This window comes from Streptococcus suis (assembly GCF_002960625.1).
GTDB classification, from domain to species: Bacteria; Bacillota; Bacilli; order Lactobacillales; family Streptococcaceae; genus Streptococcus; species Streptococcus suis_T.
In genome coordinates this window covers 45645-61944 of the sequence record NZ_POJH01000021.1, presented here as the reverse complement: position 1 = coordinate 61944, position 16300 = coordinate 45645, and the positions used below count along the sequence as shown (strand labels likewise).

Below are 16300 nucleotides of genomic sequence, written 5' to 3'. Positions count from 1 at the left end.
AGGGATGAGAAAGAAAATAAATCCAATGGTTGTTATTGGTTTTTTCCTATCTTTTTTTATTCTGATTTCCATAACTGGTGTTCTGGGAAATACTGCCAATAAGAAAGAAACCGTAACAGCCCAATCAAGTACAACTGCTAGCTCCAGCTCGAAAAAATCAGGAACAAAGCCTAGCTATCATATCACCAATGCCCTTGAAATGAAACCAATCATTGACGTTTCAGCCTGGCAAAGACCATCCGAGATTGATTACGACACACTAAGCCAGAATATTTCTGGTGCTATCGTCCGTATTCAGAGTGGTTCACATACCAAGAGTGAAAATACAGCCACTGACAAGAATGGACTAGATAAGTCTTTTGCAACCCATATCAAAGAGTTTCAAGCTCGCAATATCCCAGTTGCAGTCTATGCCTATGTAACAGGTAACAGCATTGAAAATATGAAGGAAGAGGCTCGTAGTTTCTATAAGGCTGCCAACCAATACAACCCTACTTTTTATTGGTTAGACGTAGAAGAATACACCATGAATGATATGAATGCTGGGGTAGAAGCCTTCCGCAAGGAGTTGGAAACCCTAGGTGCTAAGAATATCGGTATCTATATCGGGACCTATTTCATGGAGGACCACAGTATCAATGTGGACAAGTTTGATGCCATCTGGATACCAACTTACGGGGACGACTCTGGCTACTACAATGCTGCTCCAAATACTGATCTCGACTACGACTTACACCAATATACATCTCGAGGTTATGTCAATGGCTTTGCCCATCATTTAGACCTCAATCTTATCACAACCCTAAAAGATCCTAATGAAGTTTATCAAAAACTATTTACAACCCCATAATAAAATGATAGACTGTTAGTAATTTCATATACACAAAGGAGTGCTTCGGCTGAGATCGCTTTTGCGAAATCCTCGAACCTGATCTAGTTAGAACTAGCGTAGGGATTGTGTGCTTTATAGACGGTTACTCTGTCCACTATAAACACTCCTTTGTCCACTAAACAAAGGAGTATTTTTATGTTTCCATCCAAAATGCGTGTGTTAGCTGAAGTAGCTATTTTCTCTGCCATTGCCCTGGTCTTTGACAAGTTCCCACTCTTTACCATGCCCCAAGGTGGTTCAGTTTCTCTGGTCATGTTACCCATCCTACTCCTTTCTCTTCGCCACGGTTGGCAAATTGGCTTGGTAACCGGTGGAATTGTAGGAACCATTCAACTCTTCTATGGCGGTTACTTTTTGAATATCTTCCAAGTCTTCCTGGACTATGCGCTCTCCTACGCTGGAATTGGTTTAGCAGGATTAGTGGCACCGCTTCTTACTAAACATAAGGACCTCAGACAAGCTGCCCTCATCATCAGCCTTTCTGGTTTACTTGGTGGTAGCATTCGCTTACTTGCTACCTTCCTATCTGGTATCATCTTCTATGCTGACTATGCTCCTGCTGGTACACCTGTCTGGCTCTATTCCTTTACCTATAATATCAGCTATATTCTCCCTTCAACTATCATCGCTTGTGTCTTACTCATTCTACTCTATAAAGCAAGACCAAATTTTTACACTCTTTAATCGAAACAGCCTGTCAATTTTTCCTGACAGGCTTTCTTTTTAAACTTTTTACTGGTCTTTATGCTATAATGGGAACGTTATAAATAGATATGGAGGATATTATGACTGCTTGGATTTCAAGAATAATCAAAGGGATGATTATCGCCCTTGGTTTTATCTTACCTGGTGTTTCTGGGGGAGTACTGGCTGCTATCTTGGGAATATATGAACGACTGATTGGATTTTTGGCAAATATTCGCAAGGATTTTAAGGAAAACTTTCTTTTCTTTGTACCTGTTGGTATTGGTGGAATTTTAGGGATTGCTCTCTTTTCTTTCCCTGTTGAATTTTTATTGCAACATTTTCAAGCTCCTGTTTTGTGGGCATTTGCCGGAGCAATCATCGGAACCATTCCTAGCTTGGTCAAAGAATCGACACTAAAAAGCCAACGTGATGCGATTGACTGGGCTTGGTTGATTGGAACCTTTATCATTTCTGGAATTTTCCTTTATAATCTCAATAGTCTAGTTGGAACCCTTCCAGCAAACTTTGCTAGTTTTATTTTGGCAGGCGCCCTGATTGCTTTGGGTATTCTCGTCCCTGGTCTTAGCCCTTCAAACTTACTCTTGATTTTAGGTATCTACACGCCAATGCTCAATGGTTTCAAGTCACTTGATTTGTTGGGGACCTTCTTGCCAATCGCTATTGGTGGAGCCTTAGCAATGGTCGCATTCTCAAAAGCTATGGATCATGCTTTAAAGGTTTACCATTCACGTGTTTACCACTTCATCATCGGAATTGTTTTATCATCTACCCTCTTGATTTTAATTCCGCAAGCTGGCAATGAAGAAGCTATTTCCTATGCTGGTGCAGGATTTGGTACATGGATTTCCGCTGTAGTTCTCTTCATTTTGGGAACATGGCTAGGACTTTGGATGAGCAAATTAGAGGAAAAGTATAAATAATGGCTAAAAAGGTTAAAATCAAAAAAACCTTGGTGGACCAAATGTTAGACAAGGCTAAGATCGATCATGATAGCCTTGTTTTAAATGCTCTTGAAGGCCAATTGCCACCAGGAATTGAAGAAAAAGATATATACAAAACGCTGGCGTTAACTGGAGATAAAACTGGACCAATTATCGGCATTATCCCAATCACAGAACACCTGTCTGAAAAAAAATTAGCCAAGATTTCTGGCAATAAAAAAGTCAGCATGATTCCACAAAAAGACTTGGAAAAGACAACTGGCTATATTCATGGTGCCAACAATCCTGTCGGTATTCGTCAGAAGCATAATTTCCCTATCTACATTGACCAGTCTGCACTCGAAAAAGGCCAGATGATTGTGTCTGCTGGTGAAATTGGGCGTTCTATCCGCATTGACAGTCAAGTTTTGGCTGATTTTGTAAAAGCTGACTTTGCCGATTTGATTGAAGGGAGGGATTAGACTTGAAAATCTATTTTGTCCGTCATGGAAAAACCGAGTGGAACTTGGAAGGGCGTTTCCAAGGTTATTCTGGAGATTCTGCCCTCTTGCCACAAGCCTTTGAAGAGCTTGAATTGCTAGGAAAACACTTATCAGACCTGCCTTTTGATGCTATCTACTCTAGTGATTTGCAACGTGCAAAAATTACTGCTGAACAGATTGCCAGAGCCAATCAGCATTGTCAAACTGTCCAGACCACCCCTCAGCTACGGGAATGGAGTTTTGGAAAATTAGAGGGAAGCAAGATGGCGATTTTTCGTTCTATCTATCCCAAGCAAGCACGCGCTCTCAAACATAATCTAGCCCTTTTTGACAATGACCTATTTGAAGCAGAAAGTGTCCATCAAGTTACTCAACGAATGGTGAACTTTGTTCAATCGCTGAAAGGGCAAGACATGGATAGGGTCCTAATTGTCAGCCACGGAGCTATCCTAACCGCCTCCATCCACCGACTGCTCGGATTTACACCCGCCCAGCTCCGTCACCGCGGTGGCTTGGATAATGCTTCCATAAGCATTTTGGAAACAACTGACTTTGAACACTTTACCGAGCTGGCTTGGAATGATACTCGCTATAAATCTCACTAAGAAAGCAGTTACCTGCTTTCTTTTTGCTGATTTTTTCTCTTTTCTATGATAAAATAGAAGGAACAGACTTTGGAGGAATGAAAATTTTATGTCAACTGAACATTTTGAAGAATTAAATGACCAACAGATTGTCCGTCGTGAAAAAATGACGGCCCTTGCTGAACAGGGAATTGACCCATTTGGGAAACGCTTTGAGCGTTCTGCTAACTCAGCTGAATTGAAGGCCCAGTACGAAGACAAATCGAAAGAAGACTTAGAAGAATTGGGACAAACAGCTATCATCGCTGGCCGTATCATGACCAAGCGTGGTAAGGGTAAGGCAGGTTTCGCTCACATTCAAGACCGTGAAGGCCAGATTCAAATCTACGTTCGTAAGGATGATGTTGGCGAAGAAAACTATGAAATCTTCAAAAAAGCAGACCTTGGTGACTTTATCGGTGTCGAGGGGGATGTCTTCAAGACAAACGTTGGTGAGCTGTCTATCCATGCTCGCAAGTTGACTCACTTGTCTAAAGCGCTCCGCCCATTGCCAGAAAAATTCCACGGTTTGACAGACATCGAAACCCGCTACCGCAAGCGTTATTTGGACTTGATTACCAACCGTGAAAGCTTTGACCGCTTTGTAACCCGCTCAAAAATCATCTCAGAAATCCGCCGTTACCTTGACGGACTTGGTTTCTTAGAGGTGGAAACACCTGTCCTTCACAACGAAGCTGGTGGTGCGGCAGCCCGTCCATTCATCACCCATCACAATGCCCAAAACATTGACATGGTGCTTCGTATCGCGACCGAACTCCACCTCAAACGCCTCATTGTCGGCGGTATGGAACGCGTTTATGAAATCGGCCGTATCTTCCGTAACGAAGGCATGGATGCGACCCACAACCCTGAGTTCACGTCAATCGAGGTCTACCAAGCTTATGCGGATTACTTGGACATCATGGACTTGACAGAAGGCATTATCCAGCACACTGCCAAGGCAGTTGTCGGTGATGGTCCTGTGACTTACCAAGATACTGTTATTAACATCCACGAGCCATTCAAGCGTATCCACATGGTCGATGCTATTAAGGAACAAACTGGCGTGGACTTCTGGCAAGAGATGAGTTTCGAGGAAGCCAAAGCCCTTGCAGCTGAGCATAAGGTTCCTGTGGAAAAACACCATACAGAAGTTGGTCAAATCATCAACAGCTTCTTTGAAGAATATGTTGAAGCAACTCTTATCCAACCAACCTTTGTCTATGGTCACCCAGTAGCCGTATCTCCACTGGCTAAGAAAAACGATGAAGACCCACGCTTCACAGACCGCTTCGAGCTCTTCATCATGACCAAGGAATATGGAAACGCCTTTACAGAATTGAACGACCCAATCGACCAATTAGAACGCTTCGAAGCCCAAGCCAAGGCTAAAGAACTCGGTGACGACGAAGCGACAGGCGTTGACTACGACTACATCGAAGCCCTCGAATACGGTATGCCACCAACAGGTGGACTTGGAATCGGTATTGACCGCCTCTGCATGCTACTGACAGATACCACTACTATTCGGGATGTGCTCCTATTTCCGACGATGAAATAAGAAACAGTAGCTTGCTAGGATTGTTTTCACTAGGATGTTCCAATCGCTTTCAAGTTTCTTGGCGATTGGCTGAAAAGGTCTGCTAGACCTTGTCACTCCCGAAGATGATAGTTACTAGTGGCTTGCTAATCCAAATTCTATAAAGCAAACTGCTCTCGGTTCATTCCAAGAGCAGTTTTAGTTTGCTTGTACACATTCAAGAAAAATTCATATATTATTTTTGAAATTTTACAAGTTTCATCAATGAAAACGATTATATTTCACTTTAGATAGGACATGTGAAATTACATAAAATTTATTATTTGCGAATTCATTATACCCTAATTAAACCTAACAAATGAAAAATCCTTTTGTTCATTATAGTAAATAGTATTAATCATTTGATGCAAGTGAGCAAAATAAAGTATACCAAATAAATATCTAGTGTACCCGGTAAATTCTTGCTTTAAAGATATAATAAATGGATAAACGATAGTTATAAATTAAATACATGCTTGATTGGAAGTATTTGACCCAAACTCTACTTTAACTCCTTCATATTCGACTACTAATCCTCTGTAGCCATAGAAAATTGTTATTCCTGCTAGTAAAATAGCATAAAATTTAGCATCATTTGTTTTTAAGAAATCAATAAGTTCAGTATTCATAGCATACTCCTTTTTTGTAAACCTTATTTAGAAATCTTTCCTAGACCATATCCAGTTAAAAGCAGACAAAAGCCATAGAAAAAATATTTCAATCCCTTTGCCCTCTCCTCGGGTGCTAATTCTTTCTTTTCTTCAGTGCTTACTTCCATATGTACTTCAGACATGTTCTTTTCATTAGATAATTGCTCTATATTTCCAGTATCACCTTTATTTAACTTGCCATTTTTATTGATATAGCAAACCATAATTCTTTGTCCCTTGCATGAATTTAATGAGTTTAAGTTATATGCATCGATACTTAAATTTTTGTCATTTGTAATAAGTAACTGGCGAAAATTGGACCTATCTCTAGTCATTCTTGACAGTAACTCTGAGTCAGCAAAAGCAATATTAGCTTCAACATCATTTAAATTCTCATCTTCAAAAATAAATATATTTTCATACTCTTTAAATATTGCAATAACTCTCTTAGCTATATCTTGTTTTCCCACATTTTGTGAACTTAAGTGTTTCACAATCTCAAGACACACCTCACGAGTGACTATGATTTGTTTGGAATGCTCCATAAACATTTCAAGATAATTCTCTATAAAATTTTCAAATGCTGTAACATTCATCAAGGATGAAGTATCAATGTAAATAATATCATTTGTGGTTAATAAAGTCTGTACATATTCTTTGTTAGTCATCGTAATCACCTTCCTGTATTTTGTAAACTCATTTTACAACTTTGAAAAGTACTAGACAATTTAAAACGGGACTTTTTAGTCCCGTTTTAAATTGTCTCATAATTTTTTTCAAAGAACTTTGTTAGATTAGGATATTTCATTTTTAAATTCAAAATCTCCTCCACTTTATCAATCCCTAATTCAAAGGAAAACTTCAAATCATCGTATGTTAGATTTATATTTTGCCCATTAAAATCAAATTCTGCTGATTTCTTTTGGGGTTCAATCCTTTTCTCACCATCATAACACAATAAATCACCAACTGCTTTACCATCATCAATTCCATATTTTTCATCCAATGGACTATATTCTTTATAAACTGGCCAAATTTCTTCTTTTTCAACACAATCAAATTTTTCAAGCAGATTGTAATGTTCGTATATTTTCCACTTTTCATCTGACTCAAAATAATCATCAAATTTACGGATAAAGTTGTTCCTATTTTTCAAACCTTCCCAAAGTTTAATTAAAGATCGTTTGAGTGATTGAAAGCAATTAATGTAAGGGAACTTTTCGTAAGGGTTATTGTCATACTTTTCTCTGCAGTACTCTTTAATTTCTTCAACAGTTTTTATAGAATGGATTTCAAAATCTTTTTTCAACTTCTTGTGCGGAAAATATTCTTTAAAGTCTTCAGATGATAAGTAGTCTTTCATAAATTGACTTTTTTTAGATATAGCAAAATTAAATTCACCATCAATAATCGTCGCATAGAAGTATTCATTTTTTTCTGGTTGACAATAATTGAAAGTTTCTGCAAAAAGTATTATTTTTCCATCTCTATAAACAGCACTTTCCCTCATGTAAAAATTTCTCGTATCATATATAGTCTCATAACAGTTTCTAAGTGCTCTTAAATTAGCGTCTGTTAAGCCATTCAAAAGAGCTACAAATTTATCATCTGCTTCATCTAATTTTTCAAAATATGGTTTTGCTTTACTTCTAATTTGAAAACCATTTCTTAAATTATCCACTCTAAGAATATACTTCTCATTATTTATATCTTGAATGTACATATCTGTTCTAGCTTGATATTGATCTGGATGATAGGTATCACAAAGTGAAGAAAAGTAATCGTATCTTATTGAGCTAATATCTGTACTTGTCTCAATAATGTTTACTGTTTTTTGATTGCTAGTGTCAATAATTTTCTCTTTGGTCTTGTCTTTATTCGAAAGTCTCAACTGATCAAATCCATAGTTAGTTAAAATATTATTTATTTCATCAACTCCTTTATCAATGTAATCAGCATCATATTCTCTTCCGATATTCCCCTCAAGAGTACGAATAATGTAGTAATCTCGGCAGCCCATAGTATCATCAAGCCTGGGTAAATCATCATAATAAAATAAAGCTTTATTTGTTTCAGATTCCGACAAAAATAGTGCTGCACAAATAGCAATAACACAATCTCTAGGTTGATTAGGCTTAGTTTTATTTAGAATTTTTCTGAACATCTCATAATTTATGCCAACTCGTTCTGCTAATTCTTTTGTTTTTACTCCTTCATCACCATTTCTGTTCAATTTAGATTTAGACATCAGTCTAATATAATCAAAAAATGTTTGATCATGTACCATTCTTTTTTCAAGGGTAGTTGCTACTATATTTTTTTCTTTAAAAATAGAATCCATCTTGTGTTACTCCTGTATAATTTATATTTAAATTATACCGTTTTCATAAAAAAATCAAAAGAAAAATGGGACTTATGAGTTCCATTTTGATCAAAATTATCAATTATAAGTTAGTACCTTCGGATCAATAAACCTTATTCAAATAATATCAGGTCTGTATTCTCCCCTACCAAAAATATTCATCTGAAGACAGATAGCAATCGTCACAATACACTTTACTATATATTTTCACTATAAAATATTGTTTTTGTTTAATATAACTCTTTTGTATCGAACTCTACAAAAAAGCCTGGCCCACTGACCAAGCTTTTAAGGAGATTATGAAAAATATTTAGGATTGACTATAGTATAGCTCATCTTATCAACTATCTCATCAGTCTTGGGACTGATTTTCTTCTTTCTTAGCAAAATAATCTCGGACAATTGGCGCGACTTCTTTTCCGTAGAGTTCGATGGCACGGAGGACATCTTCATGTGGCATGGAGCCGATTGGGAGATGGAGGAAGAAGCGGTCCAAGTCAAGCGTTTCAATGGTCTTAATAATTTTTTCAGCGACTCGTTTTGGATCTCCGACGATGGTTGCCCCTTCGTCTGTTAGGGAGTAGAGATATTGCGCCTTGGTCATCTCGCTCCAATGTGGACGGTCTTTAGCAATATTATCTGTAATTACCTTGGTCGGATGGTAATACTCTTCCACAGCCTTATCATGGTCGTCTGCAATCCAACCCCAAGAATGAGCTGCAACCTTTGTTTTCTTCGGATCGTGACCTGAGTTACGAGCAACCTTACGATAGGCATCGACTAAAGGTTTAAAGCGATGGGCACCAGCACCAATGACTGCATACACGATAGGTAACCCCTTTTGAGCAATCTTGATGGTGGACTCTACATTGCCCCCAGTTGCCACCCAAATGGGAAAATCTTCTTGTACAGGACGCGGATAAACAGGCTTGTTATCGACAGACTGAGTAAAATGTCCATCCCACTTGAGATTGATTTCCTTGTCGATTTCCAGAAGCATATCCAACTTTTCATCGAAGAGTTCTTCATAGTCATGGAGATCATAACCAAACAAGGGGAATGACTCCGTAAAGGAACCACGACCCGCCATGATTTCCGCTCTGCCATTTGACAAAGCATCAATGGTGGTATACTGCTGATAGAGCCTTACAGGGTCCATGGAGGAAAGGATGGAAACTGCTGATGTTAACTTAATATGCTTGGTATTGACGGCACCAGCTGCCAGCACAATCTCAGGTGCAGAAACCGCAAAATCTTCGCGGTGATGTTCACCAATCCCATAGACATCCAAACCCACCGCATCAGCTAGCTCGATCTCTTTAACCAGTTGACGGATCCGCTCGTCGTGACTATATGTTTCCTCTGTTTTTTCTAGTGGAGTTGTTTCGCCAAATGTTGAAATACCTAATTCTACCATGATGTATTCTCCTTTGAAATCACTATTTCTTAATTGATGCGTTTATTTTATCTCTAATTAGTGATAAAGTCAAGACCTTTGCTCACAAAAAATAAAACGACTAGGAGAACCTAATCGTTTCATCAAATTATTCGTAACGTAAGGCCTCAATCGGATCCAACTTAGAAGCCTTGCTGGCTGGTAGAACACCAAAGACAATACCAATTACTGCTGAGAAGGCTAAACTTCCTAGAACAGCCGGAAGGGAAATTTCAGCCGTCATATTTGGTCCCATGGCTTTGGTGGTATTGAGAATAAATACAATTGTTTGAGCAATCATCAATCCAATAGCACCACCCAAGGTAGTCAATACCATGGCTTCAATCAAGAACTGCATAAGGATATTCCCACGAGTTGCTCCTAGAGCTTTACGAAGACCGATTTCACGGGTTCGCTCAGTAACAGATACCAGCATAATGTTCATAACACCGATACCACCAACAAAAAGTGAAATTCCTGCAACGGAACCGATAAACGTGGTAACCCCTGCCATTTCAGTCCTATAGGTATCCAACATAGCAGACATGTCATAAATGTCATAACGGGCTTCCTTTAGACCTGTTATGTTGGTCAAGTATGCTGCGGCAGCCTGACCAACCTCAGCAGCTCTACTCACATCTTCTACATGGACATAGAGGCCACTATTTTCCTTGGTACCCATTTCAGCAGCCAGCTGTGTATTGGTCATAATGGCATTTCCGCCTGAGTTGAAACCATAGAGGGAAGTACCTGCTTTGGGATCTTTGTAAACACCAACTACAAGATAAGAATTGGCATTGACACTCACTACTTGGTTGAGTGCCGTTTCTTGTGAACCGAAGAGTTTCTCTGCCAGAGCTACATCCAACATGATAATGCGGGAAAAGCGGCTGTAATCGTTAGCCGTGAAGCGACGGCCACCCAAAATCTCCAACTCTTTAATACCAAAATAGGATTGACTAACACCAGTAATAAAGACATTATCAGCTTGCGCATTGCCCGCTGCTACAGTAGAGGTACTTGAAGCACTAATGTAGTAGCCACTGAGCCCATCGATTTCCAAAAGCCCCTTTAACATTGTGTCGGTTACATCTGGCTCCTGTTCTTCAGAAACCTCGCCAGGAACTGTGTAGGTAAATGCACCTTGGGTTCGTTCTTCTGTTCCAACAAAAGGAGTAAAGTAGACTTGAACATTATTCTGATCACCAGCCAAGGCCTTTTCGATACTCTTAGATACCCCAGTCCCTAAGGCTACAATGATAACAACTGAAGCCACACCGATGATAATACCTAACATAGTTAAAAGAGAACGCATTTTGTGGGCTAGGATAGACTTGAGGGCAAATTTCCAGTTTTCCATCTACACATCCTCCCTTCTACTATCTTCGGTAATGATACCGTCACGCAAAACGATTTTACGTTTGGCATAGGCAGCAATTTCAGGTTCATGGGTGACCATGATAATAGTCTTGCCTTCATTATTCAACTCTGTTAAGAGTTCCATAATTTGTTGGCCTGTCTTGGTATCCAAGGCACCTGTTGGCTCATCCGCCAAGATAATAGCTGGTGTATTGACCAAGGCGCGCGCAATAGCCACCCTTTGTTTCTGACCACCTGACAATTCTGACGGTAGGTGGGTCATCCGCTCAGCCAATTCCACTTTTTCCAAATAACGTTTGGCTAATTTTTTCCGTTGATTGGCTGGAACCCCTGCATAAATCAAAGGTAACTCGACATTTTGAAGAGCATTGAGTTTAGAGAGTAAGAAGAATTGTTGGAAGACGAAACCAATTTGGTCATTGCGGACGGAGGCTAATTTCTTCTCAGACAGTTGACTGACTTCTTCTCCCTCCAACCAATAGTTTCCTGTTGTAGACCGATCCAAAAGCCCGATAATATTCATCAGGGTGGATTTCCCTGAACCAGATGGTCCCATTATAGCAAGAAACTCACCTTCTTCCACCTCTAAATCGATATCTTTGAGGACACGAAGTTCTTGGTCACCATTTTTATAGGATTTATTTATATTGGTTAATCTAATTAGCTGGTTCTTCATAGGCTTCAACCTCTTTTCCTTCTTCAAGGTCTGGAGTTGGAATGGTGATGACCTGATCTCCTACTGCAATACCTGCTGTCACCTCTTGATTAAGAGCATCCGCATTTCCAAGAGTAACCTCTACTTTTTTAGCCTTCCCTTCCACAATTGTCCACACAAAGTTTTTATCTCCTTCTGGAACAACTGCTGTTACAGGAATTAAAATATGGTTGGTAGTATTAACAACTTCAATATTAACAGTAAAACCTTGCTTCAATTCCCCCAATTCACTGGTTAAGGCAGCCTTGAATGGATACTTGGCACCTGAACCACCACCTGCACCTGCTACTGCACTTGTAGCTTGTTCTGTCGATGGATAGTTAGAAATGTAGGTAATCTTACCAGTCCATGTCTTATCTGGATAAACTTTACTGGTCAATTTTACTTCTTGGTCAACTGCAATGTTAGCCAAATCATATTCTGTTAAATTACCTGTAACCTGCAAGCTACCTTGGTTGACGATATGAACAACGGTCTGGCTGGTCGCCGAACTCTTGGCAACCGATTTATTGACCTCAACCACTGTACCTGCGACAGTGCTGTAAATAGTTGCTTCTGTCAATGCTGTATAGGCCTTGTCCACAGCTGCTTGGGCATCAGCATAGGAATCATTCAAATCTGCTAATTGAGAATCTACGGAGCGTTGCGCTGCTGCAGTAGCTGCTTCATCTGCCGCCGCATCACCTGTTGCTTGAACAGTTTGACCATTATTTTTTAAATCATAAATCTGACGCCCAATCTTATCCCGACCACGCACAGCTGTATCTAGGGCTGCTTGTAATTCTGTCGCATCATAACTAACCAAAGGAGTTCCGACTTCTACTTGAGTGCCTGGCTCAACCAAGACCTCACTCAAATCACCCTTGGACGCATCATAGTAAACATACTGTTCTTCCGCAGCTGAGATGGTTCCTGTCAATAAGGTCGATGAAGCAATCGATCCCTCTTTAGCTACTGTATAGGTCAAACTGGTCGCAACTTGCTCTGTAGAAGTTGGTGAGGAACCACCTAATACACCTCCAAATACCAAGGCACCACCAATTAAGGCAACAGCCGCAACACCAAGACCACTAAACAAAGCAATTTTAGCCTTCTTTGTCTTTAACATATGATACTCCTTTTCTAAATCAAAACATATTTATTTTGTATTGTCTTTATAATACACAAATACACGTTTTTTTGCAAGTGTTTTCTTAATCATTTTACAAAAAGTTCGGTATTTTTCCTACTTACAATTTTGTAAGAGAACGTAGCGGATTTTTGATTGATAACTAAAAAAACGATAGAATGAAGATAATTATCATTTAGAGGAGAAAAACTCATGAAAGAATTTGATATTATTGCCATTGGTGGAGGCAGCGGCGGTATTGCTACTATGAACCGTGCTGCTATCTATGGGGCTAAGGCTGCTGTGATCGAAGGAAGCCACCTTGGCGGAACCTGTGTTAACCTGGGCTGTGTTCCTAAAAAAATCATGTGGTACGGTTCTCAAGTGGCTGAAGCTATTCATCACTATGGACCTGAGTATGGTTTTACCAGCCAGGATGTGACATTTGATTTTGCTACCTTGCGAAAAAACCGTGAGGCCTATATCGAACGTTCTCGTACTTCTTATGGAAATACTTTTAACAATAATGGTGTACAAGTAATCAACGGTTTTGCCCAGTTTGTCGATGCTCAAACGGTGGAAGTCAATGGTGAACTCATTCGTGCCAAACACATCGTCATTGCAACCGGTGCTCAGCCTGCTGTGCCAACTATTCCTGGAAGTGAACTTGGTGTTGTATCTGATGATGTCTTTGCCTGGGAAGAATTACCTACTTCTGTGGCAGTTATCGGAGCTGGCTATATCGCTGTGGAAATGGCTGGACTTCTCCACGGACTGGGTGTCCAAACTGACCTCTTTGTTCGTGGCAATCGACCTCTTCGCAACTTCGATAGCTATATCATCCAAGCTCTTATGGAAGAAATGGAGCGCACTAACCTCCCTCTCCATACTGGGAAAACCCCTGTCAGCTTAGAAAAAACGGAGGATGACCTCATTCAAATTAACTTTGAAGACGGAAGTAGCCATCTTGCCCAAAAAGTTCTCTGGGCAATTGGTCGTAAACCAAATGTGGAGCAGCTCAATCTTGAAGCAGCAGGTGTTCAGTTGACACCCTCTGGGCATATCGCTGTGGATGAATACCAAGAAACTGGCGTCCCTGGCATCTATGCTCTTGGTGATGTGACAGGTGAAAAAGAGTTGACACCCGTAGCCATCAAGGCTGGTCGCTTATTGGCAGAACGCCTCTTCAACAATAAACCGACTGCTAAAATGGATTATACAAACATTCCTACTGTTGTTTTTTCTCATCCTGCTATCGGAACAGTTGGCTTAACCGAAGAAGAAGCCATCGCCCAATACGGTCAAGAACAGGTAAAAGTCTATACTTCGGCCTTTACTTCCATGTACACAGCCCTAGCAAACAATCGCCAAATGGCTAAGTTTAAGTTAGTCACAGTTGGCGAGAATGAACAGGTCGTCGGTTTACACGGAATTGGCTATGGTGTCGATGAAATGATCCAAGGTTTCTCCGTTGCCATTAAGATGGGAGCAACCAAGGAAGAATTTGATGCCGTTGTGGCCATCCATCCAACAGGGGCGGAAGAATTTGTCACCATGCGTTAATACTCTTCGAAAATCAAAAGCAAACGTTGTTGACTTGATTTGATGAACTTCAATTCTATCCGCATCTGCGTCGCCTAGTCTGCTTTTGATTTTCATTAAGTATAAGAAAAAAGGCCAGACAAGTGTAGGTAAGTAGACTGTCCGGCTTTTTCTTATGGTAAAATAGCTATGGCACGCGCTGGCGATCCCGAAGCCTTTTCCCAATGTGGAAAGGCAATAGAAATCAAGGCTCCTCTTGCTGGTACTTGGTCCAAATTATTCAAGACTTCCAACTGATAAATGTCTTTAGACAAGAGATAGTATTCTTCTGGCAAGCTACCACCATGCTTAGCTGCAGACAGACCAGAATCCGTATCCAAGGTTTCATGTCCAACCGCTTTTACCTTACGCTCTTCAATCAAGTATTGCAAGGCCTCGTGGCTCCAACCTGGTGTATGTTGTACCCCTTGGTCATCCAAGTTTCGCACAGCATCCTGACTTGGCCAACGTTTTGACCAATCTGAACGAAAAGCAACAAAAGATTCAGGTGCAATTGGACCATGCTCAACCTCAAAATCCAGAATATCTTGCTTGGTAATCTCGTAGTCATTATTGGCTGCAACTGCCTCCGACTTATCAATCACATAGAGAGGTAAGAGCAAGTCTTTCAAGTCAATTTCATCTAGATAGCGAGCTCCTTCTACAAAGTGAATAGGCGGATCGATATGGGTACCGTACTGACCGACAACCGTAAATTGTTCAACAAAAAATCCGTCTTTGTGAGTAAACAAGGCCTTTTTCTCCAAGGCTGGAAGAGCTGGAAAATGCGGGCTATTCTCATTGATTTGATGGGTCAAGTCCACCCAGGTTTTAGATTTAAGGGTACGGTAAATTTCAAGTAGTTCTGACATGGCAATTCTCGCTTTCTTTTTTTATTATTCTAACATGAAAGAAGTAACTCTACTAATATATATTTTCTATCTACTCCCATAAATAAAAACTATAACCCTGTTACATCCGATGACCCTAGCATTGACTTTCACGACTAGAATGTCTATAATTTTGTTAACCTAGAAAAATAAAAAGGATAACAAAATGACAAACCATTCTACGAAATCTCTTGTTTACATCGCTATCGGAACAGCTATCATTGCTGCCCTGTCACAAGTCAGCCTGTCTATCGGGCCTGTTCCCTTTACTCTACAGACCTTGGCTATTGGCTTAGTAGCTTGTTTGTACACGCCTAAAGAGGCCCTTGCAAGTGTAGCCCTCTACTTGACTTTGGGAGCTATCGGCCTTCCTGTCTTTGCTGGTTTTTCAGGCGGATTCGCTGCTCTTTTCGGACCAACAGCCGGCTTTTTATGGGGCTTCCTAGTCTATGCTGCTATTACTTCTGTCCTCACCAAGTCAACTTCCTCACCTATGACTGTTTTCTCAGCTTGCCTTCTCGGAACAGCAAGTTGCTTCCTTTTAGGCTGTTTGGTCTTTAAGTTTGTTTCAGGAGCGAGCTGGTCAGATACATTGGCATGGACGGTTCTACCCTTTATCCTTCCAGATTTAGCAAAAATTACCTTGGTGACTGTCTGCCACAGCCTTCTCCAGCCCATTACAAAAAAAGAAGCCTTTTTCGCTTAGGCTTCTTTTATTTATTAGCAAATGCATCCAAAAGCACTTGGAATTCTTCATTGCTGAGCGTGATTCCCTTGCCCATCTTAGTGTGGTCAGGGCTCCAGGTACGGATATCATACTTGGCTGGTGCACCATTGAATGATACACGATTAAGTTCCTTGGTCCAGCCCTTATCATTTTCAGATAGGACCAAGAGTTTTTCTTCGATTTCAAATGTAAATTCTGCCATTTGTTACCTCCTTCACTTATTTGTT

The 16300-nt window shown here is 40.2% G+C and carries 17 protein-coding genes and 1 riboswitch; of the genes, 8 read left to right on the top strand and 9 right to left on the bottom strand.

Annotated features, from left to right (window positions below; all coding sequences use genetic code 11):
- Positions 1 to 4: 4 nt before the first annotated feature.
- From C1G49_RS03825 to lysS, 6 genes are all read left to right on the top strand, one after another.
- Entirely contained in the window at positions 5 to 850 is an 846-nt protein-coding gene (locus C1G49_RS03825) for a glycoside hydrolase family 25 protein (RefSeq protein WP_105124675.1), read from the top strand.
- A gap of 26 nt (positions 851 to 876) precedes the next feature.
- Positions 877 to 972: riboswitch (TPP riboswitch) on the top strand.
- A gap of 55 nt (positions 973 to 1027) precedes the next feature.
- On the top strand, positions 1028 to 1576 hold the full coding sequence (gene thiT / locus C1G49_RS03820; protein WP_105124674.1) for an energy-coupled thiamine transporter ThiT: 549 nt from the start codon (positions 1028 to 1030) through the stop codon (positions 1574 to 1576).
- A 101-nt stretch (positions 1577 to 1677) separates the two neighbouring features.
- Entirely contained in the window at positions 1678 to 2520 is an 843-nt protein-coding gene (locus C1G49_RS03815) for a DUF368 domain-containing protein (protein WP_105124673.1), read from the top strand.
- Positions 2520 to 3002 carry a YbaK/EbsC family protein gene (locus C1G49_RS03810; protein WP_105124672.1) on the top strand — a complete coding sequence of 161 codons (483 nt, stop codon included), beginning with the start codon at positions 2520 to 2522 and terminating at the stop codon, positions 3000 to 3002. Before C1G49_RS03815 ends, C1G49_RS03810 begins: the two co-directional genes overlap by 1 nt.
- A 2-nt stretch (positions 3003 to 3004) precedes the next feature.
- Positions 3005 to 3628 (top strand): histidine phosphatase family protein, encoded by a 624-nt coding sequence (locus tag C1G49_RS03805; protein ID WP_105124671.1) that lies wholly within the window; start codon positions 3005 to 3007, stop codon positions 3626 to 3628.
- Between the two features lie 88 nt (positions 3629 to 3716).
- The gene (gene lysS / locus C1G49_RS03800; protein WP_029186324.1) at positions 3717 to 5207 is read left to right on the top strand and encodes a lysine--tRNA ligase; all 1491 of its coding nucleotides are present in this window, start codon (positions 3717 to 3719) and stop codon (positions 5205 to 5207) included.
- 482 nt (positions 5208 to 5689) lie between these two features.
- Here the strand turns inward: lysS and C1G49_RS11060 are convergent, their stop codons facing one another.
- From C1G49_RS11060 to C1G49_RS03770, 7 genes are all read right to left on the bottom strand, one after another.
- Positions 5690 to 5854: a hypothetical protein gene (locus C1G49_RS11060; RefSeq protein WP_161942076.1), complete on the bottom strand. Its 165-nt coding sequence runs from the start codon at positions 5852 to 5854 to the stop codon at positions 5690 to 5692.
- Positions 5855 to 5877: 23 nt separating this feature from the next.
- Entirely contained in the window at positions 5878 to 6543 is a 666-nt protein-coding gene (locus C1G49_RS03795; protein ID WP_105124670.1) for a hypothetical protein, read from the bottom strand.
- An 86-nt stretch (positions 6544 to 6629) separates the two neighbouring features.
- Positions 6630 to 8216 carry a hypothetical protein gene (locus tag C1G49_RS03790; RefSeq protein WP_105124669.1) on the bottom strand — a complete coding sequence of 529 codons (1587 nt, stop codon included), beginning with the start codon at positions 8214 to 8216 and terminating at the stop codon, positions 6630 to 6632.
- A gap of 373 nt (positions 8217 to 8589) precedes the next feature.
- The gene (locus C1G49_RS03785; RefSeq protein WP_105124668.1) at positions 8590 to 9654 is read right to left on the bottom strand and encodes an LLM class flavin-dependent oxidoreductase; all 1065 of its coding nucleotides are present in this window, start codon (positions 9652 to 9654) and stop codon (positions 8590 to 8592) included.
- Positions 9655 to 9781: 127 nt separating this feature from the next.
- The gene (locus tag C1G49_RS03780; RefSeq protein WP_105124667.1) at positions 9782 to 11032 is read right to left on the bottom strand and encodes an ABC transporter permease; all 1251 of its coding nucleotides are present in this window, start codon (positions 11030 to 11032) and stop codon (positions 9782 to 9784) included.
- The gene (locus tag C1G49_RS03775; RefSeq protein WP_105124666.1) at positions 11033 to 11728 is read right to left on the bottom strand and encodes an ABC transporter ATP-binding protein; all 696 of its coding nucleotides are present in this window, start codon (positions 11726 to 11728) and stop codon (positions 11033 to 11035) included. It abuts the gene before it with no gap.
- Positions 11709 to 12875 carry an efflux RND transporter periplasmic adaptor subunit gene (locus C1G49_RS03770; RefSeq protein ID WP_105124665.1) on the bottom strand — a complete coding sequence of 389 codons (1167 nt, stop codon included), beginning with the start codon at positions 12873 to 12875 and terminating at the stop codon, positions 11709 to 11711. The genes C1G49_RS03775 and C1G49_RS03770 overlap by 20 nt, the downstream gene beginning before the upstream one ends.
- Before the next feature lie 213 nt (positions 12876 to 13088).
- Here C1G49_RS03770 and gorA point away from each other — a divergent pair, with 213 nt between their 5' ends.
- Complete coding sequence (gene gorA / locus C1G49_RS03765) at positions 13089 to 14438, top strand: glutathione-disulfide reductase (RefSeq protein ID WP_105124664.1); 1350 nt, start codon at positions 13089 to 13091, stop codon at positions 14436 to 14438.
- A gap of 152 nt (positions 14439 to 14590) precedes the next feature.
- Here the strand turns inward: gorA and C1G49_RS03755 are convergent, their stop codons facing one another.
- On the bottom strand, positions 14591 to 15328 hold the full coding sequence (locus tag C1G49_RS03755) for a cyclase family protein (protein WP_105124663.1): 738 nt from the start codon (positions 15326 to 15328) through the stop codon (positions 14591 to 14593).
- 184 nt (positions 15329 to 15512) lie between these two features.
- On the opposite strand from C1G49_RS03755, the gene C1G49_RS03750 reads away from it, so the two are divergent.
- On the top strand, positions 15513 to 16052 hold the full coding sequence (locus C1G49_RS03750; protein ID WP_105124662.1) for a biotin transporter BioY: 540 nt from the start codon (positions 15513 to 15515) through the stop codon (positions 16050 to 16052).
- Between the two features lie 7 nt (positions 16053 to 16059).
- Here C1G49_RS03750 and C1G49_RS03745 read toward each other — a convergent pair whose 3' ends face one another.
- Complete coding sequence (locus C1G49_RS03745) at positions 16060 to 16275, bottom strand: YdbC family protein (protein ID WP_004194749.1); 216 nt, start codon at positions 16273 to 16275, stop codon at positions 16060 to 16062.
- Positions 16276 to 16300 lie beyond the last annotated feature (25 nt).